Annotated in this window: 23 protein-coding genes and 4 pseudogenes; 15 read left to right on the top strand and 12 right to left on the bottom strand. The window is 58.8% G+C overall.

Annotated elements, in window-relative coordinates; genetic code table 11:
- Positions 1 to 115: 115 nt before the first annotated feature.
- The 4 genes and pseudogenes from AB4048_RS26660 to AB4048_RS26645 all read right to left on the bottom strand — a co-directional run bounded on the left by AB4048_RS26660 (position 116) and on the right by AB4048_RS26645 (position 2824).
- Positions 116 to 1705: a recombinase family protein gene (locus AB4048_RS26660; protein ID WP_442204996.1), complete on the bottom strand. Its 1590-nt coding sequence runs from the start codon at positions 1703 to 1705 to the stop codon at positions 116 to 118.
- Positions 1702 to 2148, bottom strand: coding sequence for a DUF2924 domain-containing protein (locus AB4048_RS26655; RefSeq protein ID WP_442204995.1), 447 nt, complete (start codon positions 2146 to 2148; stop codon positions 1702 to 1704). Before AB4048_RS26655 ends, AB4048_RS26660 begins: the two co-directional genes overlap by 4 nt.
- Positions 2130 to 2291, bottom strand: a pseudogene (locus AB4048_RS26650) (hypothetical protein); the annotation flags it as partial. The pseudogene AB4048_RS26650 and the gene AB4048_RS26655, both read right to left, overlap by 19 nt.
- Before the next feature lie 11 nt (positions 2292 to 2302).
- The gene (locus tag AB4048_RS26645; protein ID WP_442204994.1) at positions 2303 to 2824 is read right to left on the bottom strand and encodes a DUF3489 domain-containing protein; all 522 of its coding nucleotides are present in this window, start codon (positions 2822 to 2824) and stop codon (positions 2303 to 2305) included.
- 194 nt (positions 2825 to 3018) lie between these two features.
- Between AB4048_RS26645 and AB4048_RS26640 the strand changes: the two genes are divergently transcribed.
- Entirely contained in the window at positions 3019 to 3225 is a 207-nt protein-coding gene (locus tag AB4048_RS26640; RefSeq protein WP_442204993.1) for a hypothetical protein, read from the top strand.
- 236 nt (positions 3226 to 3461) lie between these two features.
- Here AB4048_RS26640 and AB4048_RS26635 read toward each other — a convergent pair whose 3' ends face one another.
- Positions 3462 to 3689 carry a hypothetical protein gene (locus tag AB4048_RS26635; protein WP_442204992.1) on the bottom strand — a complete coding sequence of 76 codons (228 nt, stop codon included), beginning with the start codon at positions 3687 to 3689 and terminating at the stop codon, positions 3462 to 3464.
- A gap of 487 nt (positions 3690 to 4176) precedes the next feature.
- Here AB4048_RS26635 and AB4048_RS26630 point away from each other — a divergent pair, with 487 nt between their 5' ends.
- The 4 genes and pseudogenes from AB4048_RS26630 to AB4048_RS26615 form a co-directional block, all read left to right on the top strand.
- Positions 4177 to 5754 carry a site-specific DNA-methyltransferase gene (locus AB4048_RS26630; RefSeq protein ID WP_442204991.1) on the top strand — a complete coding sequence of 526 codons (1578 nt, stop codon included), beginning with the start codon at positions 4177 to 4179 and terminating at the stop codon, positions 5752 to 5754.
- Positions 5747 to 6529: a DUF5681 domain-containing protein gene (locus AB4048_RS26625; protein WP_442204990.1), complete on the top strand. Its 783-nt coding sequence runs from the start codon at positions 5747 to 5749 to the stop codon at positions 6527 to 6529. The genes AB4048_RS26630 and AB4048_RS26625 overlap by 8 nt, the downstream gene beginning before the upstream one ends.
- Positions 6526 to 8001: a phage terminase large subunit gene (gene terL / locus AB4048_RS26620; protein ID WP_442204989.1), complete on the top strand. Its 1476-nt coding sequence runs from the start codon at positions 6526 to 6528 to the stop codon at positions 7999 to 8001. Before AB4048_RS26625 ends, terL begins: the two co-directional genes overlap by 4 nt.
- Before the next feature lie 235 nt (positions 8002 to 8236).
- Positions 8237 to 8899: pseudogene (locus tag AB4048_RS26615) on the top strand (IS6 family transposase); the annotation flags it as partial.
- On the opposite strand, the gene AB4048_RS26610 reads toward AB4048_RS26615, so the two are convergent.
- Both AB4048_RS26610 and AB4048_RS26605 read right to left on the bottom strand, forming a co-directional pair.
- The gene (locus AB4048_RS26610; protein ID WP_442204988.1) at positions 8786 to 9307 is read right to left on the bottom strand and encodes an ABC transporter permease subunit; all 522 of its coding nucleotides are present in this window, start codon (positions 9305 to 9307) and stop codon (positions 8786 to 8788) included. The pseudogene AB4048_RS26615 and the gene AB4048_RS26610 sit on opposite strands and share 114 nt — an antisense overlap.
- Before the next feature lie 57 nt (positions 9308 to 9364).
- Positions 9365 to 10096 carry a FadR/GntR family transcriptional regulator gene (locus tag AB4048_RS26605; protein WP_442204987.1) on the bottom strand — a complete coding sequence of 244 codons (732 nt, stop codon included), beginning with the start codon at positions 10094 to 10096 and terminating at the stop codon, positions 9365 to 9367.
- Positions 10097 to 10484: 388 nt separating this feature from the next.
- On the opposite strand from AB4048_RS26605, the gene AB4048_RS26600 reads away from it, so the two are divergent.
- The 8 genes and pseudogenes from AB4048_RS26600 (at position 10485) to AB4048_RS26565 (ending at position 17391) form a co-directional block, all read left to right on the top strand.
- Complete coding sequence (locus AB4048_RS26600) at positions 10485 to 11498, top strand: sugar ABC transporter substrate-binding protein (protein WP_442204986.1); 1014 nt, start codon at positions 10485 to 10487, stop codon at positions 11496 to 11498.
- Complete coding sequence (locus AB4048_RS26595; protein WP_442204985.1) at positions 11440 to 12420, top strand: ATP-binding cassette domain-containing protein; 981 nt, start codon at positions 11440 to 11442, stop codon at positions 12418 to 12420. Before AB4048_RS26600 ends, AB4048_RS26595 begins: the two co-directional genes overlap by 59 nt.
- A 2-nt stretch (positions 12421 to 12422) precedes the next feature.
- The gene (locus tag AB4048_RS26590) at positions 12423 to 13448 is read left to right on the top strand and encodes an ABC transporter permease (RefSeq protein WP_442204984.1); all 1026 of its coding nucleotides are present in this window, start codon (positions 12423 to 12425) and stop codon (positions 13446 to 13448) included.
- Between the two features lie 57 nt (positions 13449 to 13505).
- On the top strand, positions 13506 to 14669 hold the full coding sequence (dgoD, locus tag AB4048_RS26585) for a galactonate dehydratase (protein ID WP_442204983.1): 1164 nt from the start codon (positions 13506 to 13508) through the stop codon (positions 14667 to 14669).
- 6 nt (positions 14670 to 14675) lie between these two features.
- Positions 14676 to 15443, top strand: a complete 768-nt coding sequence (locus AB4048_RS26580) for a glucose 1-dehydrogenase (protein ID WP_442204982.1) — start codon at positions 14676 to 14678, stop codon at positions 15441 to 15443.
- 78 nt (positions 15444 to 15521) lie between these two features.
- Positions 15522 to 16217 (top strand): annotated as a pseudogene (locus tag AB4048_RS26575) (IS6 family transposase).
- 216 nt (positions 16218 to 16433) lie between these two features.
- On the top strand, positions 16434 to 16799 hold the full coding sequence (locus AB4048_RS26570; RefSeq protein WP_442204981.1) for a hypothetical protein: 366 nt from the start codon (positions 16434 to 16436) through the stop codon (positions 16797 to 16799).
- 175 nt (positions 16800 to 16974) lie between these two features.
- Entirely contained in the window at positions 16975 to 17391 is a 417-nt protein-coding gene (locus AB4048_RS26565) for a hypothetical protein (protein ID WP_442204980.1), read from the top strand.
- A 576-nt stretch (positions 17392 to 17967) separates the two neighbouring features.
- Here AB4048_RS26565 and AB4048_RS26560 read toward each other — a convergent pair.
- The 3 genes from AB4048_RS26560 to AB4048_RS26550 form a co-directional block, all read right to left on the bottom strand.
- On the bottom strand, positions 17968 to 19563 hold the full coding sequence (locus AB4048_RS26560) for a phospholipase D family protein (protein ID WP_442204979.1): 1596 nt from the start codon (positions 19561 to 19563) through the stop codon (positions 17968 to 17970).
- Positions 19564 to 19951: 388 nt separating this feature from the next.
- On the bottom strand, positions 19952 to 20791 hold the full coding sequence (locus AB4048_RS26555) for an alkaline phosphatase family protein (RefSeq protein WP_442204978.1): 840 nt from the start codon (positions 20789 to 20791) through the stop codon (positions 19952 to 19954).
- Between the two features lie 81 nt (positions 20792 to 20872).
- Complete coding sequence (locus tag AB4048_RS26550) at positions 20873 to 21070, bottom strand: hypothetical protein (protein WP_442204977.1); 198 nt, start codon at positions 21068 to 21070, stop codon at positions 20873 to 20875.
- A gap of 184 nt (positions 21071 to 21254) precedes the next feature.
- On the opposite strand from AB4048_RS26550, the gene AB4048_RS26545 reads away from it, so the two are divergent.
- Positions 21255 to 21665, top strand: a complete 411-nt coding sequence (locus AB4048_RS26545) for a hypothetical protein (RefSeq protein WP_442204976.1) — start codon at positions 21255 to 21257, stop codon at positions 21663 to 21665.
- 813 nt (positions 21666 to 22478) lie between these two features.
- Here the strand turns inward: AB4048_RS26545 and AB4048_RS26540 are convergent.
- Positions 22479 to 22832, bottom strand: a complete 354-nt coding sequence (locus tag AB4048_RS26540) for a hypothetical protein (RefSeq protein WP_442204975.1) — start codon at positions 22830 to 22832, stop codon at positions 22479 to 22481.
- A gap of 110 nt (positions 22833 to 22942) precedes the next feature.
- Between AB4048_RS26540 and AB4048_RS26535 the strand changes: the two genes are divergently transcribed.
- A complete protein-coding gene (locus tag AB4048_RS26535) occupies positions 22943 to 23314 on the top strand; it encodes a hypothetical protein (RefSeq protein WP_442204974.1) in 372 nt (123 codons plus the stop codon).
- A gap of 1119 nt (positions 23315 to 24433) precedes the next feature.
- Here AB4048_RS26535 and AB4048_RS26530 read toward each other — a convergent pair.
- A pseudogene (locus AB4048_RS26530) lies at positions 24434 to 24652 on the bottom strand (hypothetical protein); the annotation flags it as partial.

The following is a 24652-nucleotide window of genomic DNA, read 5'->3' as shown; positions in this document are numbered from 1 at the left end:
AAAATAGTTCTGCACATGAACCCAAAACGGCAAAGGAGAAACGGAGAAGCTTGACCACGACGACCGACACGAACGATACCTAAAAGGCGGGTCACTTCTCAGTGCAAATCCCGGGTCAACTCTCAGCGCAAATCAACAGTGCCAGGAAGGCGAGCGGCAGGATGCGACTGACATCGGAAGCATCCATGCAGCGATCGGCGGCGACCTCCGAAATGCCTTTTGACGATCCATCGGTCAGCGCCTTAAGACAGGCATGCGCGAGCGCGATGCCGTCGACGAGCGTCTTGTCGACCTGGGATGGTGACCGACCGTCGACGACGATGCGGGATTCAACGCCGCGGGTTTTGAAGGCGAGAGGGAAGTTAAGTACGATCGCTGGTGCATCATTCATCGAGGCTGTGGGATGACTATCGCATCGATTGTCTAGGCCTCGTTCGCAAGCATGATCCGTGATGATCTGCATCAGTCCTGCGCCATCGAGTTCGATGACGAGCATCTTGTCGCCCAGCACGATGCGGCGAAACACGGATCGCATCAGCGATCGCTTCTCGGGATGAGACAGGGTCGGCAGATGTTGCGATAGTCGCCTGGCTGCCCCAAGCGTCGCCATGACATCAGAGGCTACCGGATACGCGTCGATGAGCGGCATCAGTCGCGACCCATCGCCGAGCAGCTGCTGCAGTTTCAGTTCAACCGTTTCCTCCAGGTGATTGGTCGGAATACGTAATCCACGGCTCTTGATAGTTTGATTCCGATTTCTGTGATCGGAGACATAGTAGCGATAACGCTTGCCGTGGCTGCTGGCATGCACCGGTGTCAGCCTGCAGCCATCGGCATCGAACAGCAAGCCGGTGAGAAGGCCGGAACCGCCATCCTGACTGACGGCCTTTACCTTCGGCGACTGCGCTTGTTCGGCCAGCAGTTCCTGGACGCGATCAAAAGTCTCGGCATCGACGAGTGGTGGCTGCTCACCGTCATGGACAACACCCTTGTGACGGACCTTGCCGATGTAGATCGGATTGGAGAGCAGATGGTAAAGCTTGCCGCGGCTCGGTGGCAGTCCCATCGCGCCATCGGATGGCCACTGTTCGATCAGGGCCGGCACCGACCGCAGCTCGAGATAACAATCGAATATCTTGCCGACGATGCCGGCGGCCTCGGGATCGATTGCCAGCTTGCGGTCGACCGCCTTGTAGCCGAGCGGCACAGGTCCGCCCATCCACATGCCTTTTTTCTTCGAGGCCGCGACCTTGTCGCGGATGCGCTCAGCGGTGACCTCACGCTCGAACTGTGCGAAGGACAAAAGCACGTTCAGGGTCAGCCGGCCCATCGAGGTGGTGGTGTTGAACTGCTGGGTGACGGAGACGAAGGACACCGAATGCTGGTCGAAGATCTCGACCATTCTCGCAAAGTCCATCAATGACCGAGTTAGGCGATCGATCTTGTAGACGACGATGACGTCGATGCGACGTTCGCGGATGTGCTGCAGCAGGCGCTTGAGGGCAGGGCGCTCCATGGTGCCACCGGAGATGCCGCCATCGTCATAGGGATCGGCAACGATCCTCCAGCCGAGGCTGGCCTGCGAGCGGATGAAGGCGACGCAGGCTTCGCGCTGGGCATCGAGCGAGTTGAAGGCCTGGTCGAGACCTTCTTCGCTGGACTTGCGTGTGTAGACGGCGCAGCGCAGTTTTTGGACCGAGCTCATAGGCCAAAGAACCTCGGTCCCGACCAGTGCGCGCCGGTGATCCGCCGGGCGATCGCCGACAGTGACCGATAGCTGACCCCTTCGTAGACAAACCCCCGCTCGATGACATCGACAACATGGCGGCGGCCGTTCCACTCCCGCAGCAGCCGGGCACCGGGCGCCGGAGTTTGTCGCGGCGTGGCAAGCGTCTCGACGGCGGCGGCCGCAGCTCCTCCCAAGCGCTCCCGGTCACCACCACGCGATCGCCGCGATCCCGGCAGTTGGCTTTTGCCCGTTGCGCGATCGGTGGTCTCGCCGTCCAATATCTCCGATGAGGTCGCCCGATTGCTACCGGATCCGTCTGCTTCTCGATCGGCCCCGACGAGACCCGCCTGACGGCGGCGTTGAGCAATTGCCGGGTTGCTGCCGGATAGCCGCCGAGATGCTTCTGTTGCAGGTGCCATGCGGCGGCCCGGATCAACAGCGGCTGCCTGACGCCGGATGGTGGCGGATGGCCATAGGTGCCGATCCAGAGATCAACCAGCGCGGCGCGGGAAAGATCGCCGAGGGCGGTGATCCTCTGTTCGAGGCTTGGTTTCTTCGCCATGACCTACTCCGTCACTCCGTCACCACCAGCTGCTGGATGCGGGAGAGGGCGGTCCGCCGCACCCGGGGTTTGTCCGGACGCCTTTCGACTTCATCACGTACCGTCACAGGGTCAACGACGCGATAGTGGGAGATACCGTCGGCATCCGTCTCACGCAGCAGGTCGAGCTCCAGCTTCTTGCGGACCGTCGCCGACAGGAAACCGCGCACCGAGTGGACCTGCCAGCCGGTGACGCGCATCAAGGATTCCAGTGTGGCACCGTGCGGCGTCCGTAGCTCTTTCAGGACGAGATCGGTCTTGGTCGCAGATGTCGAGCTTCCCGCCGGCGCCGAGATCGCACCGGCATTCGGCGAGCCTGCATTCGCTTGCAGCTCTGCAGACTGCGTTCGTTGCCGGCGCCTGGAGGCGGTCTCGCCCTTTCCGGTCGCTGCAGCCGTGGCAGCCTGCGAAACGGCCTCGGCCGTAACGGCTCGTGCCGAATTGGCGGCCGCTAAACCTTCTTGCCGTGCGGAATTTGTTTTCTCTTTGGTCATGTCGGTCTCCCTTGTGCAGGTTCCGGCCGATCCGGCGCCTGTACTGGGGCGAGCCCGCGTCGGCGGGCAGGGAGACCTTCAAGGAGCGACACTCTCTCGTCGTCGACCCAGCAATGCTTCGTTCCGGCAGCAAGTCCAGTCCTTTGTCCTGGGGCTCCCGCGGACGTGGCGCAATTGTTCTCAAAGGTGAAAACGTGTATCTCGGCGAAGCCGCTGACTCGACAAAAGATGCGGTTTCGGCTCGGGCCGCGTCGTTGGTTGATCAAGGGGCCGAGATCGCATCCGACGTTTATGACAAGGCGGTTGCCCTTGCATCGGACGTTCACGATACGGCAAAGGATCGGGTGGTGCAGGAGGTCGACGCTTTCAAGTCCGGAGTGCTTGGAGGTGAACGTGGCTGATGAAATGAGAAAGGTCGGGGCAATATCGCTGCGACCTTTTCACTATCCTCCTTAGAAGCGCGGAAGGAAGGCGATCGATACTTCGATTCTCCCTACGCTTGCGCACTGGGCTTTTCCTGAACTTCCCGCCCCGCGCGGTGTGCGAGCGCGCGTCCGGCAAATTACTTCGGCGCCGGCACTCACTAGTGGAGATCACTGGCGCGAAGGCCGTTGCGTCAGACGGTCTGCGGGTGCCGCTACTCCGCGGCGTGGCGTATCGGAAACGCTGCTGGCGGCTCGATAGGGGCGATTATCTCGAAATCGCCTGGCATGAAATGCTGGTCGGAACCGAGAACCGCAACTGTCCAGAATTCCGGATCTTCACCGAACACGGTGGAGATCTCCACAACCGTGATTTTGCCGTCGATATACTTTAAAGACCGAGCCCAATAGAGGTTGCCCGGAACCAAACTTGCTACGAACATTACGCCTACTCCCGTTCGAGGGCCGAACGATACCAGAAATCAAGAAAATGAAAACGCCCCGCGCACGCTTCCATTCGAGCGGGCGCATTTCAAGTGGCGTCACCGGCGTCGTAAGATGTTGGCCCGTAGCGCGCGATTTCGTAGGCCCGCTCGGGCGGGCCTGGAGACGAGCAAAGCAGCGACGCTGGCTTCGTCTTCGACACCAGCAATGCTTCGTTCCGGCAGCAAGTCCAGTCATTTAGTGGCGGCCCCTCGCGACGGAGGCGCTTGCGGCGAACTCGGATTGAGGGGCGCAAGAGTTTCATAGCTGCCTATTGACGTTAAGGAAGCAGACGCGTTAAAAGTGCCGCACGCAGTCATTCTGACCGCGGGCAGCATCAAAGGACAATCGTCCACGAAGCAGCAAACCTTTACCCATCTGGCGCAAGCCGGAGGGTTGGTTGCGCTCGCTTCCAACTGCTCCGTCTCCCAGATCAAGGAGAGACGGATGCCTGTTTCCAAAACGATCCAATTTACTTCTACCCGCAAAGCCAGATCGCACCGACGCCCAACGGTGCAATTGCTACCGGAGCTAGCGGCTTTCGCCAACAAGATCGCCGATCGCATTGAGATGGTCGGGGTCGCGGAGCTGAAGCCGCATCCGCGCAAGACCCGCACCCATGACGAGAAGCAGATCGCTGCGATCACGGGTTCGTTCACCCAGTTCGGTTTCCTCAACCCGATCGTCATCGATGAGAGCAACATCGTGCTTGCCGGCGACGCACGCTTGGAGGCGGCCCGCCGTCTCGGTATCTCCGCACTTCCCACCATCCGCATCGACTACCTCTCGGAATCGGAGAAGCGGGCCTACAAGGTCGCCGACAACCGCATTGCCGAACTGGCGGAGTGGGACCTTCCCGAACTGAGCATCGAGCTCACCGAGCTCATCGACATCGACTTCAACATGGATGCGTTGGGATTCGACGCGCCGACCATAGATCTCGTCCTCATCGAAGCGGCCAGGCAAGCCGATGCGGAGCCCGACGCTGGGGACGCCATTCCTGATGAGCGACCAGGGCCTGCCGTATCTCGCACCGGCGACATCTGGTCGCTTGGGTCGCACCGCGTCATCTGTGGCAGCGCCCTCGATCCCGAAGTGCTGAAGGCGCTGATGGGGGAGCGGCAAGCCCGGTTGGTGCTGACCGACGCTCCCTACAATGTCCCGGTAAGGGGCTTTGTCAGTGGCCTTGGCAAGGTCAAACACCGCGAGTTCGCCATGGCGTCCGGCGAGATGTCGAAGCCGGAGTTCCTGGCGTTCCTGACCGAGGTCTCCGTGCTGTCGGCGAGCTATCTCGTCGACGGCGGCCTGCACTACGGTTTTATGGATTGGCGTGGTCTAGGCACCTACATGGCGGCACTTGATGCCTGCGGTCTCAGCCAGCTCAATCTCTGCGTCTGGAACAAGGGGACGGGCGGCATGGGCAGCCTCTATCGCTCCCAGCACGAACTCTGCCTGATCTACAAGAAGGGCAGTGTTGCCCATGTCAACAATGTCGAGCTCGGCCAGAACGGCCGCTATCGCACCAATGTCTGGGACCATCCCGGCATGGCGTCGTTCGGCCGCGAGCGCGATGAAGCGCTTAAATTGCATCCGACGGTTAAGCCGGTGAACCTGCTGGTGGAAGCGATCAGGGACGTCAGCCGTCAGAAGGAGATCATTCTCGACACTTTCCTCGGCACCGGCTCCACCTTAGTCGCTGCCCAGAAGTGTGGCCGCATCTGCTACGGCATCGAGATCGATCCGCTTTACGTCGACACGATCGTCCGGCGCTTTGAAGCCGTCACCGGCATCAAGGCGGTGCACCTGCAGACCGGCATGACGTTTGCCGAGCTGGCGGGCATCCGAGGCCAGGAGGCGGGGACGGAAGCAGCCGATGCCGAAGCTGGAGCGCACGCCGACGCGGAGGTGACCACGAGGCAGCCTCCGAACGGATCGGGTAGCTGTTGTAGCTCGGATGAACTGCCGCTGATCCGCATCCGTCAGCGCTCGCGCAACCGGATTACGCCGGAGGTGGCCAATGTCTGACCGGGAACCGACGATCCGCCAGCGCTCCAGACCGAACCGCGCCAATCAACAGACCACTGCGGATGATCAATGCGCTCGTCAGAGCCAGGCGCTCGTGGAGCAAGCAATCGAAGCCGCGCTGTGCGAGCCAAAGATCAGCAGCAGGGGCGGGGTCGGCGAGACCGACCCCGCATCCGGTGGCGACTACGAGGTGGGCTACAGGAAGCCGCCGGTGCATTCGCGCTTCAAGAAGGGCCACTGTCCCAACCCGAAAGGTCGTCCGAAGAAAGCGAAGCTTTCGATGGAGGAGCAGTTGGCAGTGATGCTCGATGAGTCCGTGACCGTCATGAAGGAGGGCAAGCCGTGCCGCATGACGGTTCGCCAGGTCGGACTTCAACGCATGGCACAAGCCTTCGCGAAAGGTGACATGAAGGCTGTGTCGCTTGTGACCCAATGGGAAAGCAAGAGGCAGCAGCTGGCTTCGGGCGCCGCCGATGACGAGGGAGCGTTGCAGGAGCCGTCGCAGGAAATGCGACAGGTGATGGCCGACCTCAAGGCCACTGAGTTGCTGAAGGTAGGCTTCTCCGAGAAGCAGGTAGAGGAGGCGTTGTCCATCTTCGGACTTCCAGCACCTTCCGCCGCATCCGATGCGATCATCATCGAGACGCCGTCCGCCACCGAATCCAATCACGATGACGCAGACGATAGCGACGAGGAATTAGAAGCGAGCGATCCGGGCGAGGGCTTTGGTCGAAGCGCCGGCGGCCACAACCGAAACCATGGAGCGAACCGATGACCATCCAACAACCGGACCTTTCCGCGTTCCATGCCATGATGGCGGGGGATGTCGCCCGCACCAACTTTCTTGCCTTCGTCGCAGGTATCTTCGATGTCCTGCATCGGTCTCGTGGCATCCGTTTTCTCAACAACTGGCATGTCGAGGCTATGTGCCATCAGCTCGAACGCGTCGCCAACGGCGAGAACCGGCGGCTGTTGATCACGGTGCCGCCGCGTCACCTGAAGACGATCTGCACCAGTGTCGGGTTGACGGCCTGGACACTCGGCCATCGGCCGGCAAGCAAGGTCATCCTCGCAAGCTACGGCAAAGATCTCGCCGCGCACAACCTCGCCAATCTGCGGCGGGTGATGGAATCGCCGTTCTACCGTCGGCTCTTTCCGGAGACGAGGATTGAGGTCAGGGGCGCGGTCATTACGACGACGGCCGGCGGCAGTGTCAAGGCCACCTCGGTCGGCGGTCCGGTTACCGGCCACGGCGCCGATCTGATCATCATCGACGATTTGATGAAGGCCCACGACCAGAACTCCGACACGGAGCGGGAGAATGCATGGGAGTTCGTGACGGGAAGCCTGCTCACGCGTTTTGACGACCGCTTGAACGGCGCCGTCGTCTCGATCCAGCAGCGCTTGCACGAAGACGACGTCGCTGGCCGCATGATTGCCAGCGGCGAATACTATCACCTCAATCTTCCATCGATCGCCGTGGAAGACCAGCAGATACCCTTGGGCGGCGGCAGGATATACATGCGTCGCAAGGATGATCCCCTGTTTTCCCAATCGTTCCCACGCGCGGAACTTGACAAGATCCGCCGCGAGCACGGCGACTTCATCTTCTCGGCACAATACCAGCAGGATCCGACTCCGCCCGGCGGCAACCGGATGAGCTGGAGCTGCTGGGGAACATACGAGAAACGGCCGCGGCGCGACGAACTCGAACAGGTGGTTCAGAGCTGGGACACCGGCATGACGGCGGAGCCGACCAGTGACTATTCTGCCTGCACCACCTGGGGTCATCGCGGTGGGGTCTGGTATCTGCTCGACGTCTATCGCGCTCAGTTGGACTACGCCGTTCTGAAGCGCAAGGTCGTGCAGATGAGCAATACGTGGGGGGCCGATCGGGTCATCATCGAGCACGCCCAATGCGGCATTATTCTCCTTCGAGAGCTTCGCCAGGAGCGCGCTATCGCCGGAAAGCTGAGGCCTTTCATTCCGAAAGATGACAAGCAAACCCGCTTCGAGACACAGGTCGCCCGTATCGAGCCCAGTACGTTCCTGCTGCCGACGCAGGCGCCCTGGCTTGCCGAGTTCCGTCATGAATGCCTCGCCTTTCCCAGAGGCAGGAACGACGACATGGTCGACAGCATGACGCAATTCCTGATGGACATGTTCGTCGGGCGGGGCAGAGCCATGCTGCGTGGGGACGAACGCCCGGTGGGGAAAATACAATGGCCGCCACGCAGGCGCAGGTGACACAGGGGCCCTGTCAAAGGAACCCGGCTTGAAGCAGGGCAGGGGGTTGGGTATCGTCTCGCCATGACGCGCCGCAGCCCCCTCGGCTATTTCAAGACGAGCCCCCACCTTCGCAGTCCCGGCATTGGCTTTTGCGTATCGCGCAGCGCCAACCTCGGCATTGTCACGCCGCAGACCTTGCTGCCCCCCTGGCAAACCGGTAGCCAAAAGGATGACGAAAATTTGCTAAAGCGGCTACCGGTTCCCGTCTGAAATTATTCGGCAGGCGATCTGGCTCTATCTCAGATTCGCGTTGAGCTTCCGCGACGTGGAAGATCTGTTGGCAGAACGCGGGATCGTCGTTTCTTATGAGACTGTTCGGCGTTGGGTAAACCATTTTGGGCCGATGATCGCGGCGAGGCTGCGCAAACGGCGGCCCAAGCCGCACACAATCTGGCATCTGGACGAGGTCTATCTCAGGATTGATGGGCGTCTGGTCTATCTCTGGCGTGCCGTCGATGCCGAGGGCGAGGTTTTGGATGTTCTCGTCCAGACCAGGCGGAACAAGGCCGCCGCGTTGAAAATGCTACGCAAGCTGCTGAAGAAAATTGGCTGCGTGCCGGAGAAGCTGATCACCGACGATCTGCGATCATATCACGCCGCGGCGCGCGATCTTGGCATCGCGCACAGGCATCATCGCGGCCGATGGCGCAACAATCGGGCGGAGAATTCCCATCAGCCAACCCGACGACGAGAACGCCAGATGCAGGGGTTCAAGAGCGTCGGATCAGCTCAAAGATTTCTTTCAATCCACGCCGCCACATACAACACGTTCAATGTCCAACGCCATCTGACATCGGCCTCCACCCACCGAGCCTTTCGCGCATCGGCGATGAAGACTTGGCGCGACGTGGCAATCGCCGCCGCTTGAAAGTATGCGAAATGGCGGATCCTTACTGCCCATATTCGACAACGTGACAGTGCCAGTAAATCCGCTGGGCCGCGTTCCACATTTCGCCCATGGCGATGGTTGCGGCGAGCGGGAGAATTTCAGCATGCCGATGGCGCTATTGCCGAGAAAGGGCAGAATCAGCCGCAGGGTCTGGGGCAGGACGATGCGGCGCATCGTCTGGCCGGGTGTCATACCGAGCGTGTGAGCCGCTTCCTTTTGGCCCTGGTCGACGGAGCCGCCGCCGACGCGCACCTCTTCCGTCAGATAGGAACCCTCGTTGACGCCGAGGCCGAGAACAGCCGCTGATGCGATTATCTGTTCTATTGCCAGGCCGGTTTTCGGTCCGAATAAGTCGATGTCCGCCAGGCGGTCCATGGTGACAGGACGCGCGGGCGCTCTGATAGTGGCCCCGCCGCGAACTGAAATCCTGTGCTATGGCAATGGTGTCCCGAGTGCGGCACGCATATCGCGGCTTGCGTCTTCGAGATGCGCACGCATTGCCTCCGCTGCCGCTCGCTGGTTGCCTTCCCTGACGCAATCGAAAATCCGCTGGTGTGCGGCGATCGTCACATCGATCCCCTGTCCTCTTAACTCTCGGCCTCGTCGGCTGAGGTAGAACGATTTCTCCAGCGGCTTCAGCATCGCTTCGAATAGGAAGGTCAGGACGCGGTTGCCGCTCGCCATCGCGAGAGCTTCGTGGAAGCCGACGTCGAAATGGTGAAATCGCCGCTCCGCCTCTGGATCGCCGGTCTCCAGAAAAGCCGGTGCAGCATCCTTCATGCCCTGGAGAGCAGATTCAATGGCCACCAGACCCGGGCGGCTCACGCGTTTGGCCGCAAGCGATACCGATTGAATTTCGAGCGTCAAACGCACTTCCACAAGGTCGAACACTCCCTTGGGATCGTACTGGATGATCGCCGCGAGAAACTCGCCGAAGGCCGAACCATCCGGCTCGCGCGTGATCGGCCGCCTGCCGCGTCCGAGATCGACCAGCCCCTTGCCGGCAAGCACCTTCAGGGCTTCGCGCACGGTCAAGCGACTGACCGCAAAGCGCTCTGCAAGGTCGGCCTCGCTCGGCAGACTCGTGCCTGGCGCATGAAGGGTCAGGATGTCACGAGTCAGCGTCTCGGTGACCATCGCAACTGCTGTTCTCTCTTCTTTCATCAATGGGTTGTTTTTCATGATCGCCTAAACATGTCATACATCTTTTATGAGATGCCGGATCATTTGTCTACGTCATTGGGATCGGTCAAGAAGTCTATAATGCCGCCGTTCGGCAATAATCAGGCTGGGTTAACGAAGAGACGCGTACAATTAATGCTGCTATTTCAATGAGATAATTTTGATTTAGCAGAATTTGATCGGCAGCCTTGTCGCCCTTGTGAAATGGCATGGACCGCCATCTCTGGATTGTCATGGAACTAACCACATGGCAGGCAAGCGAGAACTTGTCATATTTATTTACAATGGAGTATGACTAAGCTATCCCTAATGTAGAAAGCGCAATGAATGCGCTGCGGCTGGGAGGCCGCTTTAGGAGAGGGAGGATGCAATGCTGAAATCTCGAATTCGAGGATTGCTGATGCTGTCGATGGCGACTGTCGCTATCGGCGCGATGACCGGCGGCGCGCTTGCGCTCGATCCTACCGCCAAATGGTGCTCGGGCGTCAAGATCGCGGCATTTCCGGGGGGGCCGCAGGGGGGCGTGTTTGCGAACAACGTCTATAATGGTTTCCGCCAGGCGGAGCTCGATCTCGGCCCGCAGGTGACCTATTATTTCTCCGACTGGGATCCCAACAAGATGCTGAGCCAGATTCAGCAGGCCCTTGCCACCAAGGTCGACGGCATTGCCACTTATGGGTTCGGCGGCGAACCGGCAACGGCGCCGCTCGTCGAACAAGCATTCGCTCAGGGCACGATATTCACGACCTTGAACACGGCCCTTCCGGACAGCCAGAAGAAGCATTCGTCGCAGGGACTAGGATATGTCGGAGCCCCGAACTATGCGGCGGGCTTTGCTCTCGGGACTGAAGCGGTCAAGCGCGCCAAGCTCGCATCCGGCGACAGCGTCTTCGTCTGGGGCCTGAAGGGCCAAGGCGGGGATCGAGGCCAGCGGACGGTGGGCGTCATCGATGCTTTCGAAAAGGCAGGCGCCAAGGTGATCTATCAGGAGATCGACGCCGCAACCAACGCCGACCCGAATGCCGGTACTGCGACCTTCGTCGGCGTAATGGGTGCCAATCCCGGCATCAAGATCGTCGTAACGGATCATGGTGGCCTGACTTCGAACGTCGGCGTCTACGCAAAGGCCGCGTCGCTCAAGCCCGGCCAAGTCTATTTCGCGGGATTCGATATGTCGCCCAATACCGCGCAAGCGGTGAAGAATGGCTATCAGAACCTGGTCATCGACCAGCAGCCTTTCCTTCAAGGCTATCTGCCAATCCTGAATATCTGCATGACCAAGAAATTCGGCTTCTCGGGGCTCGATATCAACACCGCCGGCGCCTTTGTCGACTCTTCCAACGTGGACGCGGTCGCTCCACTGGCGGCCAAGGAAATTCGCTGAACCAGCCGCCACTCCGCTGCCCGGGCGCGCGTCGCCGCGCTCCGGGCAGTCGGGCTCTATGGTGTGTCATCGCCTTCATCAGCGGTCCGCACGTTGCAAACATCTGGACATCGCCATGGCGCAAGGCGCAGAAGACCAACGTTCTTCATCCCCGGTCATCGAACTTCGCAATGTCTCTAAGACGTTCGGTGAGGTCCGCTCGTTAGCGGACGTTAATTTCGCGGTCTATCCCGGCGAGATCGTAGGACTCCTCGGTGACAATGGAGCGGGCAAATCCACGCTGGTGAAGACCGTAATGGGCTTTCACCGGCCTGATCGCGGTGGGGAGATATATTTCCACGGGAAACGCATCGACGATTGGTCGGTCGCGCGGGCGCGATCACTGGGGATCGAGACCGTCTATCAGGAGCGTGCCCTTTGCGAAAAGCAGCCGATCTGGCGCAATATGTTCATGGGTCGGGAGATGAAAACGAAATGGCATTTGCTCGATGTCCGCCGCATGCGTGAAGAGTGTGCCCGACTGATGAGCGAGCACATGGGCTTCACATCGGCCGCGGTTCATCCCGACAATGTGGTGACCACCATGTCCGGCGGCGAAAAACAGGGAGTCGCGATCACCCGTGCGCTCTATTTCGATGCCCAGTTGGTGATCCTCGACGAGCCAACCATGGGCCTGTCGCTGACGGAAACCAAGAAAACACTCGATTTCGTCAGCAGCATCAAGAAGGCGGGGAAATCGGCGATTTTCATCGATCACAATATCTTCCACGTCTATCCCGTGGTGGACCGGCTCTACGTGCTCGATCGTGGCAAGGTTGCGGGCGTCTACAAGAAGGATGAGATCAGCATGGATGAACTGATCAATCGGCTCTACCGCGTGGCCAAAACCGGCTTTCTTGACGCAGGCTCTTCCGAGGAGTGACCATGTCCGAAAGTGCACTTTCAGCCAAGCCCGCCAACAACCGCGTTTCGCCACCATCGCTTCTGCGGCGATACGGCAGCCAGCTGGGTATCGTCGGTGTCGGTTTCGTCATGTGGCTCGCCTTTGTCGCCGCCGCTCCGGCCGTCTTCACCAATATCGACATCTACAAGGCCTTTGCCCAGACCACCCCGCAATTCGGCATTATCGCCCTGTCGCTCACCTTCGTCGTCATTACAGGCGAGATCGACCTTTCCTTTCCGTCAATCATGGCGCTTGGAACGGCTGTCTTCTGCCTTGTCACAGCCTATGCCGGCATCCCCTGGCCGATCGGGCTGGTTGCCGGCTTGGCGACCGGTGCCGTCTGCGGCCTGCTCAATGGGCTGTTGGTCGCAAAGCTCAATATCCCTTCGCTGGTTATCACCATCGGGACGTCGTTTCTATTTCGGGGCCTCGAACTCGTGCTGATGAACGGGACCGGCGTGCCGCTGACGGCCGACGAATATCCCGCCCTGCATACTCTTTTGCGCGAGAACCTGCTGGGTGTTCCGGTCCAGAGCCTGTGGATGGTCGCGATCCTTATCGTCCTTTGGGCATTGCTCAATCGCACCCGTTTCGGCGCCCATGTGTTTCTTGTCGGCGACAATCCGACCAGTGCCCGGCTGATGGGTATCGATGTCGTCTCGGTGAAGACCCGGGCCTTCATTCTCGTCGGCGTCACATCCGTTTTCTGCGGCCTGCTGACCTCTATTTACGGTTATTACTTCTGGCCCACGACCGGAGACGGATTTCTCCTGAACACGATCGCCTCGGTCTTTCTTGGCGGTACGTCGGTGTTCGGTGGCACGGGATCGGTCGTCGGCACGTTTGTGGCTTCCTACATCATCGGTGCCATCAACGCAGGCATCGTGTCGGCGGGAATCAACGCCTTCTATACGCAGCTCTGCTTCGGTCTCGTCATCGTGATTTCGGTGGTGCTGCAGACGATCATCGAACGGCGGATTCGCCGCCAATCGATTACCGGTCGGTAAGGCGATGGCAGGCTCTCTCCATCCACCCGCGATCGGCGTTAAAGGGCGCGGCTTGCCATGAAGATCACAACGATCAAGACAATTGTCGTCAATGCGCGGCTCCGAAACTGGATCTTCGTCCGGATCGATACCGATGTTCCAGGATTGTACGGGCTGGGCGAGGCGACGCTCGAATTCCAGACACGCGCGGTCACCGGTGCCATCGAAGACATGGGGAGCCTGATCCTCGGCGAGGATCCGCGCAACATCGAGCATCTCTGGCAGGTGATGTTCCGCCATCTCTTCTTCAAGGGCGGAATTGTCACCATGTCGGCGCTGTCAGGGATCGACCAGGCGTTGCACGATCTAAAGTCGAAGGACCTCGGCATTCCACTCTGGCAGTTGATCGGCGGGCTCAGCCGCAAGCGGCTCCGAATGTATGATCATCTCGGCGGCGGTGAGTCCGATGCCGTCTACAATAGTGCAGCCGTCGCTTCATTCTCTGAGAAGGCGGCGCGCTCAAGGGAGGACGGATTTTCCGCGGTGAAGATCCTCGCCGTCGGCAGGACTGCTCCGCTGGATGGGCTGGCAGCCCTGAACGAGGCGGAGGCGCTCATGCGCGCGGCGCGCGAGGGTGCCGGGGACGACGTCGATATCATGGTCGACCTGCACGGCCGCACGACATCCGCCATGGCGATCTCCTATGCCAAAGTGCTGGAGCCCTACCGGCCATTCTTCATCGAGGAGCCATGCCAGCCTGAGGATTGGGAGGGTACCGCGCGCGTGGCGCGCTCGACACGAGTGCCAATTGCCGCTGGCGAGCGGCTGGTCCATCGGCATGAGTTCCTGCACCTGCTGCAGGCAGGCGCGATCGCCGTTGCACAACCCGACGTCTGTCATGCGGGCGGCCTCACCGAAATCCGCAAGATAGCCGCGCTGTGCGACAGCTACGGCGTCAGCATGGCGCCACACAACCCGCTAGGGCCGATTGCCACCATGGTCAATATTCATTTCGGCTTCTCGACGCCTAATTTCCTTATCCAGGAAGTCATGCGTTCAGATGTCCCGTGGCGTGACGAGATTGTCACCGGCGTCACGCCAATTGTTGGCGGCTACGTCGAACCAAGCATGGTACCGGGGATAGGCATTGAGATCGACATGAAGGCGGCGGCCAAGCACCCCTATCAGGAGGTCAGGCCCATCCAGTGGTATCATCATGACGGCAGCGTGGCGGATTGGTAGAAGACAATGAGCGATCGTCTTGGCGGACAGCATGTGATGATCACGGGCGGAAGTAGGGGGATCGGCGCGGCCATCGTCGAGAAGGCGCTGGCCGAGGGCGCGCGCGTTTCGTTCATAGATATCGACCTTGAGGAAAGCGCTGGGCTCGCCGAAAGGCTTGGCGCGCGCGACAGATTGTTCTTCGGCAGGGGCGACGTCCGCTCGGCGGCCGACATTGCCGGATTTCATGAAAAGGCGATCGTGGCCTTCGGGCCGGTGACCGCCCTGGTCAACAATGCAGGTCGCAACAGTTACGCCGACCCCGTTGCCATGACCGAGCAGCAATGGGACGATGTCTTCAGCGTCGACCTCAAGTCAGCCTGGCTCATGGCAAGGGCCGTACTCCCGAGCATGATCGCAGCGAGACACGGAGCAATTGTCAACATCGCCTCGTTACACTCTGAGCTTACCTATCCCGGCATGTTTCCCTATGCGGCGGCCAAATCCGGTCTCGTCGGCCTTACCCGCTCATTGGCGCTCGAGGTCGGGCCCCACCAGATCCGCGTCAACGCGCTGTCTCCAGGCTATACCGAGACCTTCCTGGTCAAGGAATTCTTCGAAAAGAGCGCGCCTGGGCTGCGCGCCCGAGTGCTCGATGCACACCCGATGGGTCGGATGGCCACGCCGCAGGAAATTGCAAATTGCGCTGTCTTCCTGATTTCCGACGAGGCGTCGTTCGTGACCGGCGCGAACTGGCAGGTCGATGGCGGCCTCGGCGCGAGGTTTGCCGGCTGATCCCTGCGGCAGCGGTCGCGGGGGCATTGTCACGTCGTTGGAGCTTGCGATCCCTCTGGCGAACCGATAACCAGCAGGATGACGAAAATCTGCTACAGCGGCTACCGGTTCCCGCCTGAAATTATTCAGCAGGCGATCTGGCTCTATCTCAGGTTCACGTTGAGCTTCCGCGACGTCGAAGATCTGTTAGCAGAGCGCGGGATCGTCGTCTCCTATGAGACAGTCCGGCGTTGGGTATATCATTTTGGGCCGATGATCGCGGCGAGGCTGCGCAAACGGCGGCCCAAGCCGCATACAACCTGGCATCTGGACGAAGTCTGTCTCAGGATTGATGGGCGTCCGGTCTATCTCTCGCGTGCCGTTGATGCCGAGGGCGAGGTTTTGGATGTTCTCGTCCAGACCATGCGGAACAAGGCCGCCGCGTTGAAATTGCTACGCAAGCTGCTGAAGAAAATTGGCTGCGTGCCCGAGAAGGTGATGCGACGATCTGCGATCATATCACGCCGCAGCGCGCGATCTTGGCATCGCGCAACGGCATCATCGCGGCCACTAGCGCAACAATCGGGCGGAGAATTCCCATCAGCCAACCCCACGACGAGAACGCCAGATGCAAGGGTTCAATAGCGTCGGATCGGCCCCAAGATTTCTTTCAACCCACGCTGCCACATACAACCCGTTAATGTCCAACGCCATCTGACATCGGCCTCCACCCACCGAACCCTTCGCGCATCAGCGATGAAGATTTGGCGCGACGCGGCAATCACCGCCGCTTAAAAGTATGCGAAATGGCGGGTCCTTGCTTCCCCTATTCGCCCACGTGACAGTGCCCCTGTATGTGTTCACGCGTGAGGACGGGAAAGATCGGGTCTACGTCCATGATACGAGCGCGTCAGAGATTAACCCGGACCGCTTGGCGCGCGCCATCACCGCTCTCTACTAAGTTGACGAGCCGCCTTCGGGCGGCTCATTCTCTGGGAAGGGAGAGAAACGATGATGAGGATGACCGCCTGCGCCGCAATAATCTGTGCACTTCTGTCCGGAGGAGCAGCCCATGCGGAGGGTGACGATCCGGCTGACAAGCTGTTCAATATCTACGCCTTATACCAGGTGGCATCCCGGTGCCTCGACAAAGACCTTTCCTTCGATGCAAAGAGCGTTGCAAAGGTCGCCGTCGCGATCAAGGAATACGCCAATGCTAGCGGCTTGTCCCAGGAGGCGCGTGATGAGCAGTGGGAGCGCTCCAAGACCTATCCCAACTCGATCACTATCGGCGATGAATGGTGCAAGAGCACACGAGATAGCCTCGGCAAGCTCTTCCCCGGCGTCCTGCCAAAAATCAGCGACAACCCTTTCTAGACAAAGAGGGCGATCACCGCGCTCCACCAGTTGCGAGACCGCAACAAAAAAGTCCTCTGGCGGGAGCCAAAGTGCTGTTGCGAGAGCACGGCTGAAGCTTGGATACTCCTCTTCGCTGGTATCCCTTCCCCGAGGCGAATAACCTCAAGAATCTCTCATAGGAGGGCTGTAAATCATGGAAGCGTTTTCGTTCTTTCTTCCGACGGGCACCCAGATTGTCGATGACTTTGATATTTCGCATCTGGCCGAGGATAGAGAATATTGCTTTGTCGGTCATACCAGCCAAGACTGCACGAAGTTGGCAAGGGATTTAGTCGGTCACACCATCGCTGGAACGCCGATCGAAGAAATCCGCGATGGAAGATTGGAAAGAGCCGCCGCGTTCAAGCGGACCTTGCAGCGCGCAAATAGGCTGCTTGGGTCGATTGCCATCTATGGCGGTGTCTTGGTGACCAGACCCGGCACCACTAGGAGTTTGTATGTGTTCACGCGTGAGGCAGGTACCGGGAAAGAACGGGTCTACATCCATGATATGACCGGACCCGAGATTAACCAGGAGCGTTTGGCACGCGCCATCACCGGGCTCTACTAAGTTGACGAGTCGCCTTCAGCCGGATTGGTAGGCTAACGTGAGGTCGTTCAAAGCAGAAGCCTTTCGAGACGGCAGCGAAAGGTCCGCCCGAACGTGGGGTCTGCGCCAAACCCGGATTTCGAGGTCGAACCTGGATTTCGTTTTTGCGGCATTAGGTAGCAAAGACCACCAAAAACGGGTTACGCATCTGAATTAGAACAGAAACCAGCAAACTACCCGCAATGCCGCTGACGTTGGTCGCGCTCGTGGCAGCGTTGCAGGTGACCCGCTATCACGCTTAGTCCCGAAAAGCGGACAACGCCGACGCTGGCTTTAGCTAGGTGAAATCTCGGTGGTTGATCGGCATGCAAAGGATCGCTAATTTGCGGCCAACCAGCAAGGGGCCGGCCGAAGGCGGCAAGAACTCTTTGCTCCAGCCGCCATCGCTTCAGTTGTCGAACCCAATTGTCCTGTTTGGCGCTCGCGGCGAACGCTATAGTCTAGCTAGGTCTGGATCTTTCCGGTTTCGATGACGAGAGGTGGCGGACAAAGACGTTACGTTAGAGCGCCGATTAGGCTGGTTGCGTCGCGAAAACCTCAGAGCTGCGAACCGAGAGGGAGAATCGCATAAAATCCCGCCACGAATTGATCCCAGGGCGAACCCGTCGGCTCATGATAGTAGATCCGCTGCGTCCCGTCCGGCTCGGTTTCCGTCCACGAGATCCGCTTGTCCTTATCTAGCCTTACGGCAAAGGTTTCTTCTCTTAAAACGCCTCTTAGGGCATTCGACGTCTTCCTGGTAAATTCAGGCGAGTCGATCAGAATGCCCATCTCCGTATTGATATTCACCGACCGCGGGTCCCAGTTGAACGAGCCGACGAACAGGTAACGATCGTCGATGGTAAACGCCTTGGCGTGCAGACCCGATCGCGATTCACCCCAATTGACGCCGCGATGCGCTTCTTGATCTGCGTCAGGCCGAAGTTCGTAGAGGTGGACTCCACCTTCCAGAAGAGCCCGCCGGTCCTTTGCATAATGCGCATAGACGGGTTTCACGTCGTTCGATGCCAGCGAATTGGTTACAACCAACACCTCGACGCCCCGCGCCTCAAGTTCCCGCAACCACTCTGTGCCGCGTTTGCCTGGCACGAAATATGCAGAGATGATCTCAACCTTTGATGTCGCATCGGCGAAATACTTTGCCAGTTGAGAGGCAAGAATTTCTTCTTTGTTGTCTTCTTCACCGGCCGCTTTTGAAGGGGGGTCCGAGTACATTTTGGCGGGAACCCACGCGAGCTTCAACGTCGATGGCGTTAGATTCTGCTTCGCAGCCGCACGCACGACGTTTGCATATTCCGTCTCCCGCGCATCCCCGATGATCTTGTCAAGGCGATCGCGCGCTTCGGCGAGACTGAACCCCTCGGGTTCGCCAACGACGGCGCGCGCAGGCACTGCGAACTTGCTATTCCAGTACTCATCAAAGTTTTTCGAGACTTCGCCGACAACGGGTCCAGCAACCAGCACATCGAGATCCGAATAGTTCAGTTCCCGCTTGGCCAGGAAATACTCGTCGCCGATATTACGACCACCGACGATCGACATGGCATTATCGACGGTCAACGACTTGTTGTGCATCCGGCGGTTGATCCGCTTGAAGTCGGTGAGGCCGGCGGCGAGACGGCTCTGATCCCGCCAGAATGGGTTAAAGAGCCGGATTTCGATGTTTTTATGCGAGTCCAGAGCCGCCGTCACGGCGTCATAGCTCTTGGTGTCCATGTCATCGAGCAATAGCCGCACCCGCACACCCCGATCCGCGGCTTGCAGCAAGCTCCACGCAAAGATTTTTCCGGTAGCATCATCGTGCAGAAGGTAATACTGCGCATCGATCGTCTTTTCGGCGGCCGCTACAAGCGCCAAGCGCGCTGCCAGTGCTTCTTCTCCGTTGCCGATCACCTTGACCCCGGAGCGACCGTCTCGAGGATCACCAAGCCTTTCGACCGCTTGTGTCAGCCGCGTCCTTGTCGGCTGCGCGGGCGAATATGACGGTGTTTGCTCGAATGTTTGCACGGTGTGCGAACAGGCGGCGAGAAGAAACAAGGAAAGCCCTGCGGCCAAGATAAATGGTTTCAAACTACGCGCCCCATCCAGAATGCGGCCCGCCACCGTCCCTTCGCGGCCCGCAAAGCTAGACATTGGCTGTGTCGCGCACTTTGCCGCTAGTACAGGCATGCTCTCACGTTTTGGGATTGAGCACCATTCCCGAGTGAAGCCTCGTTGTCGCTCTGAGCCGGAAGCTGCCAAGGAGCAGCTTCGCGCTATTGGCGGTCATCGCAGATCTCGATCGATCTCTCCGCTCATCGCCGTGGTAGCACTGCCGTCTGGTAGTCACGTTCATAGCTCCGGATGACACGGTCCAGCGCATTCATGATTCCTGAATGTCGACCCTCTCCCGTTCAAACTGCTGCAGCCTGTCGGTCAAGGCGGCCCGTCTACTCCAACTCGTACGCTACACTCATTCGAGGCTCCGTTTTTCCCCGGAAACAGGGTAGTCGCGATGCCATCTTAGGCCCGGTGGTTATTGCTACCTAATGCCGCGTTTTTGCCCTGACCCAGGCGAATGCCAAGCATCGCTGATTGGTGCTCTGTGTGCACTCATTCCAATTGGGGCGAGATGCTCGATGTCTTCGATGGTCCGCAACATTGTGTAGTGGTCAATCGTCTGGGAATGCACCCCAACACGAATCCCTGATCCATATAACAATGTCGGTATTCGATTTTCTGAACGACGGTCATCTTCGTCAAAGGTCACTATCAACAAGCTGTCGTGGTTTTTTGCCCAGCTGGCGTAGTGACCTAGATGATCTTTCAGCCATGCATCAGCCTGCCCGATCGTTCCGTCATGCATGTCGTTTCGAAGGTTTGGGATCACGAAACTGACGGATGGCAGTTTTGAAAAATCGGTGGGGAAATGAGTCAAGGGCTTCTCGACCCCTTTGACGTTCGTGAATGACTCCCAGGGATTGTGCTTTCGCGGCGATCCGGCCTCGATGTAACCCGCAAACGACTTGCCATTGGCCGCCAGTCTCGTCGCAAGATTCGGCGCATTGATGTCGTGGTTCAGGTCGTTGCAGACGCCTTGCGTCGAGCCGCTAAAGAGCGCGAGATAGTTGGGCTGACTTGGATGTGTGACCCCAAATGATTGGCTGAAAACTGCGCCATCCTTTGCCAGCTTCCGCATATAAATCGCGTCAGATCCCGGCGCGAAAATCTGGTCGAACGCGTGATTTTCCATCATAACGACGACGATATGGTCGTATTTGGGAAGGTCCCCTGAGACGGCTTTCTCTTCGAAGGGTGTGAATTGCAGTGCGACAACGGCAAACAGTGAAATTGCAAGCTGAAAGCTTTTTGGCGTGCCCATCTTTGATTCCCCCTGGAGGCATCGGCGAAATCCCTTCTTGCGGCTGCGCCTGATCGTATTGCATGCCAGCATCCGGAGACATCATCTGTGCGGAAGCAGTGTCGCGGGCACCAAGGGCTGAGAAAATTGCCAAGGCGCCATGGTTGGCAGTTTGGGCAATGACATTGGGTGTCTCCTTTGTTTGAAGTCGAAGATCGCATAGTCGCTGATATTGTCGACCAGCAGGCGGTAACGGTCGTCGAGGGTGGTGCCGGTTAGTTCGGTCACGGCGGCGGGCATTGCGATCCCAATTCTTTTCGTTCCTGTGGGAATTAGTCCCGACCAAAACAAACGCTAGTCCCTGCCGACAGACGCCAGATCGGTTGTCCGAGGCGACGATCACTCCCTTGACAGTTGAACCTTTCGCCATAGCTCTCACATGGGCTCGGGGGCGTATCTTCTAACAAACCGAAGGGAAAAGGAAATGAAGATCAAGATCCTAACTTTGATGGTTCCTTTCTTGGCCGCCTCCGCCGCGCTCTTGGGGGCAGGGAGCTCCAATGCTGCCGACGAATGGTTCGTGCTCGGCCAGCAGACGATCAAGTCCGTAGATCCAAGCGTCAACATTAACAGTGAAGGGGATCGATGGAAGAAAGACGTCAAATGGGTGAAGCTCGCTGCCGAAGGCGCGGATGTGAAGATCGATAAAGTCGTGCTCCGCTGGGACAATCGTCGTGATGACACTGTCAACGACCTCGGAGTCCTGAAATCGGGAGGTCAAACGGCTGCCAAGAACGCTCCAGGGCGCAAAGGGCGCCTCACCGGTGTTACCGTCCAGTACCAGATCCTCAATAACGCAAAGACGGCCACCCTCAAGGTGTTGGGATATGACTGAGCGGTAGGCGTCCGCCAAGCGACCTGCGGCGAAGGCCTTCGTCTTTCCAGGAGCGCGGAAATCTTCGTCGTCGATCTGAAGGGTAGTTACAAGGGCGATGGCAATGGGCCGTTGGTGCCAAAAGCATTGACCTCCTGCTCTGTAGCCAATTCGACATCGCACCGCGCGCCCCGTGTGAAGACGGGTGCAGCATCTTAAAGGGATCTCACCGCTCTGCTGGCAACTATGTTCCCGGCAAGCGCGGCAGGAACGTCGTCTGCGACGGAGCTGGCGCAACAACGGCGCGCAGGCCGTGACGTCAAACAGGAAACCCGACAGGGAGCATGCTCCACAAAGCAGGCATGCCGCGCCGCCAACCAGCAAAGCAACGCATCCTGCCGTCAGGACAAGCGGCAGACCAAGCAGCAGGGACGCCAGCAGTCCCGCGACATCAAGTATTGAGTAAGCAAGCACAACGCAGCGCATTACATCCGTTCGTCGAACCGCCGAACTGCAGTCGGTGGGTTGAGATCTGCTGATTCATTAATCGGGGTCACAGTTTCAGCTACTTTAGAATCACTCTAAATGACGCTTTCGGCTGCAACTATTGCTACGACAACGCTTAGCTTACCGGACCTGCCGCGGCGAAGCTGGTTCTATCCCTGAATCGCCCGGCGGGAAGTCCAATGCCCGAATCTGTAAAGTTGCTATCTCTCGGCACCGCTGGACCATGCGCATCATCATCTTGCCCGGTGAGCAACTCATCACGATCGGCCCCTATCGATATCCGGCTAGTCGCACGTTCGGATTCGCTTGGTGGTGCGGTCACCGTAGTCATTCTCCGTGGATCGTCTTGATCACGCAGTTACCGTTGTGATCTCTCACCTGACCAAGTCGCGCGCCATGTTTGTCGATGGTGATGGGCCGGCGAACTGTCTCCGGCTGGTCGTAGTAGCCGCGGTGGTGGTGCTGCTGAATGATGACCTCGTCCGCCATTACAGGTGCCGTAACCCTGTGCGCCAGAACGAGCTGAGCCTTGACCCGAATAGCGATTCGACCGGTGGTATTCTTAGCTTGGTGAACGAAGCCTGCCTCAGCCTTACCGTGATCGATCCTGTTGGACAGGACGCCCGTATACATGTCGTAGTGAAGGATCTCGCGGAGGTATTTCTGTGTGATCGTGCTCACGGCTATCTTATAGCGATGGCGACGTCGGAAATGCTCAATGCCTGGCCTGAAATCCGCTTTTTTTCCCTATTTTGGGTAAACCTTGGCATACAGCTATGAGGAGAATGGCAATGCGACTAGCCATGGGTTTAGTGCTCGGCCTGGCGCTCTCCGGAGTGGCTCAAGCGGATACCACAAAGATTGAAGAGGATGTGAACCGCCTGATAGCGGCAACCAGGCTCAGCGATGCCAGGACGCTCTACGGGCGGGATCCAGTCGTCACGGCTTATATCAACGGGGTCATCCATGGTCTGTTTACCCAGAACAAGTTGGGAGCTGTCACGGGGTCGTGGTGCCCGCCCGAGGGTGTCGTGATAAATGTCGACGTCGTTTTCCTCGCGATACACAGCGACCAAAACGGCGCCGAGGATTCTGAGTATCTCGCCAATTTCGGCTCGCTTGCGCTAAAGGGATTGGAACGGATGTTTCCGTGCGGAGCCTAATGGTCATAAAGAGAAGGGCGAGCTGCATTCTTAAACTCGCCCTTATAGGTGCGTCCACAGGTCCGGTGTGTGACGTGGGGAGTCGAGGGGGACTTCTTCCTGACGTCCGGTCTCGTCCGCTCAAATCTACCTGGGCCATGGTTAAGGAAAACTTTCCAGCTGAGTCAATTTGCGCCACCTAGAGCTACCTCTTTGGCCGTAGGCAGACCTGTCTTGTAGGCCTTTTGCTCTATAGGCAAAGAAAAGGGCGAGCTGTCGGGGGAGACGCTCGCCTTTAGGTGCGTCCTCAAGATCCGGTGTGACGTGACAATGGAGAGAGGAGGGGGTCACTCTCCTCTCAACAAGCGCCCGGTCGCGCCTATTAGGGCATTCCTAATGCGGGCACGCTAGCGCCGATATGCCTGCCGACCGCCACTCCACTCATTAGGTCGTGCCGGAAGTCACCATAGGGCCGGGCTTTTGAATGGTGTGATAGCAAAGGTTGGCACCAGGTCGTAGTCACCTTGTTCAAAGACATCCAAAGGCTGAATACGCTCCTTCCGAGAAACATTGGAAACTTGGCGTCGATACTGCAACGAGGAACGTCCTTACGCGGCGATCATACAAACCTCCGATCGTGCAGCAGGATCCTGGTGGCGAAACGAGCCAGCCATCGTGATCAGAGTACTTCTCCACATCAGCGTCACCATGCTTGGCTCCGTTTTTGACTGCCGGCGCAAGACTGTGAATCAGCACCGAAGGGTTGCCCCCCGGATAAAAGGCAGCAAGTGCATGACTTTGCAGGCAAAATCGCGATCCGCGCGGGGTCATTCTCGGCGCCGGTAGTGACCCTCCCGATTTCAATTTTGTGTATGTGAATCAATGCTTTACGTAGAATCGGCAGGGGTCAACCTTCGATGCTGTTTCACACGTATGTCCTGAAGGCCGCTATTTCGGCACCGCTAGAGCTTCTGCGAATCTGGGGCCTAAAGCGCCCTCAGAACGTGGCGGGTTCGAACTAGAGTTCGCGCGTTTTATCCAGTCGCAATTATCCGTTGCGCACTTCAAGAGACATGTGACTAATATCCCAGCTGCACCGTTGAGGAGGCGAGGGCTTCACTGCGAAAACGCCAGGAAGAGCTACTCGACGGTGAAATCCTTTGCTCCTGGTGTCGATGACGGTTGAGGCTTAGAGCCTGTTGCCGGCAAGGTGCGTGGATCGAGCCGCGGCGATTCGGGCGTCCCGGCCTGCTCGGGCGGAAGTGTCCTGAATGCCTCCTTTGTTGCCTGAGATACCGGAGCAAGCAGTCTTATGCGCAGCAGGGCGTATGCGGCAAGCAGGGCGTGCGGGGCGTGCGG

The organism is Rhizobium sp. RAF56 (assembly GCF_052113965.1).
Classification (GTDB): domain Bacteria; phylum Pseudomonadota; class Alphaproteobacteria; order Rhizobiales; family Rhizobiaceae; genus Rhizobium.
The sequence above is the reverse complement of the archived record's forward strand: the minus strand, read 5'-3'. Positions and strand labels throughout refer to the sequence as shown.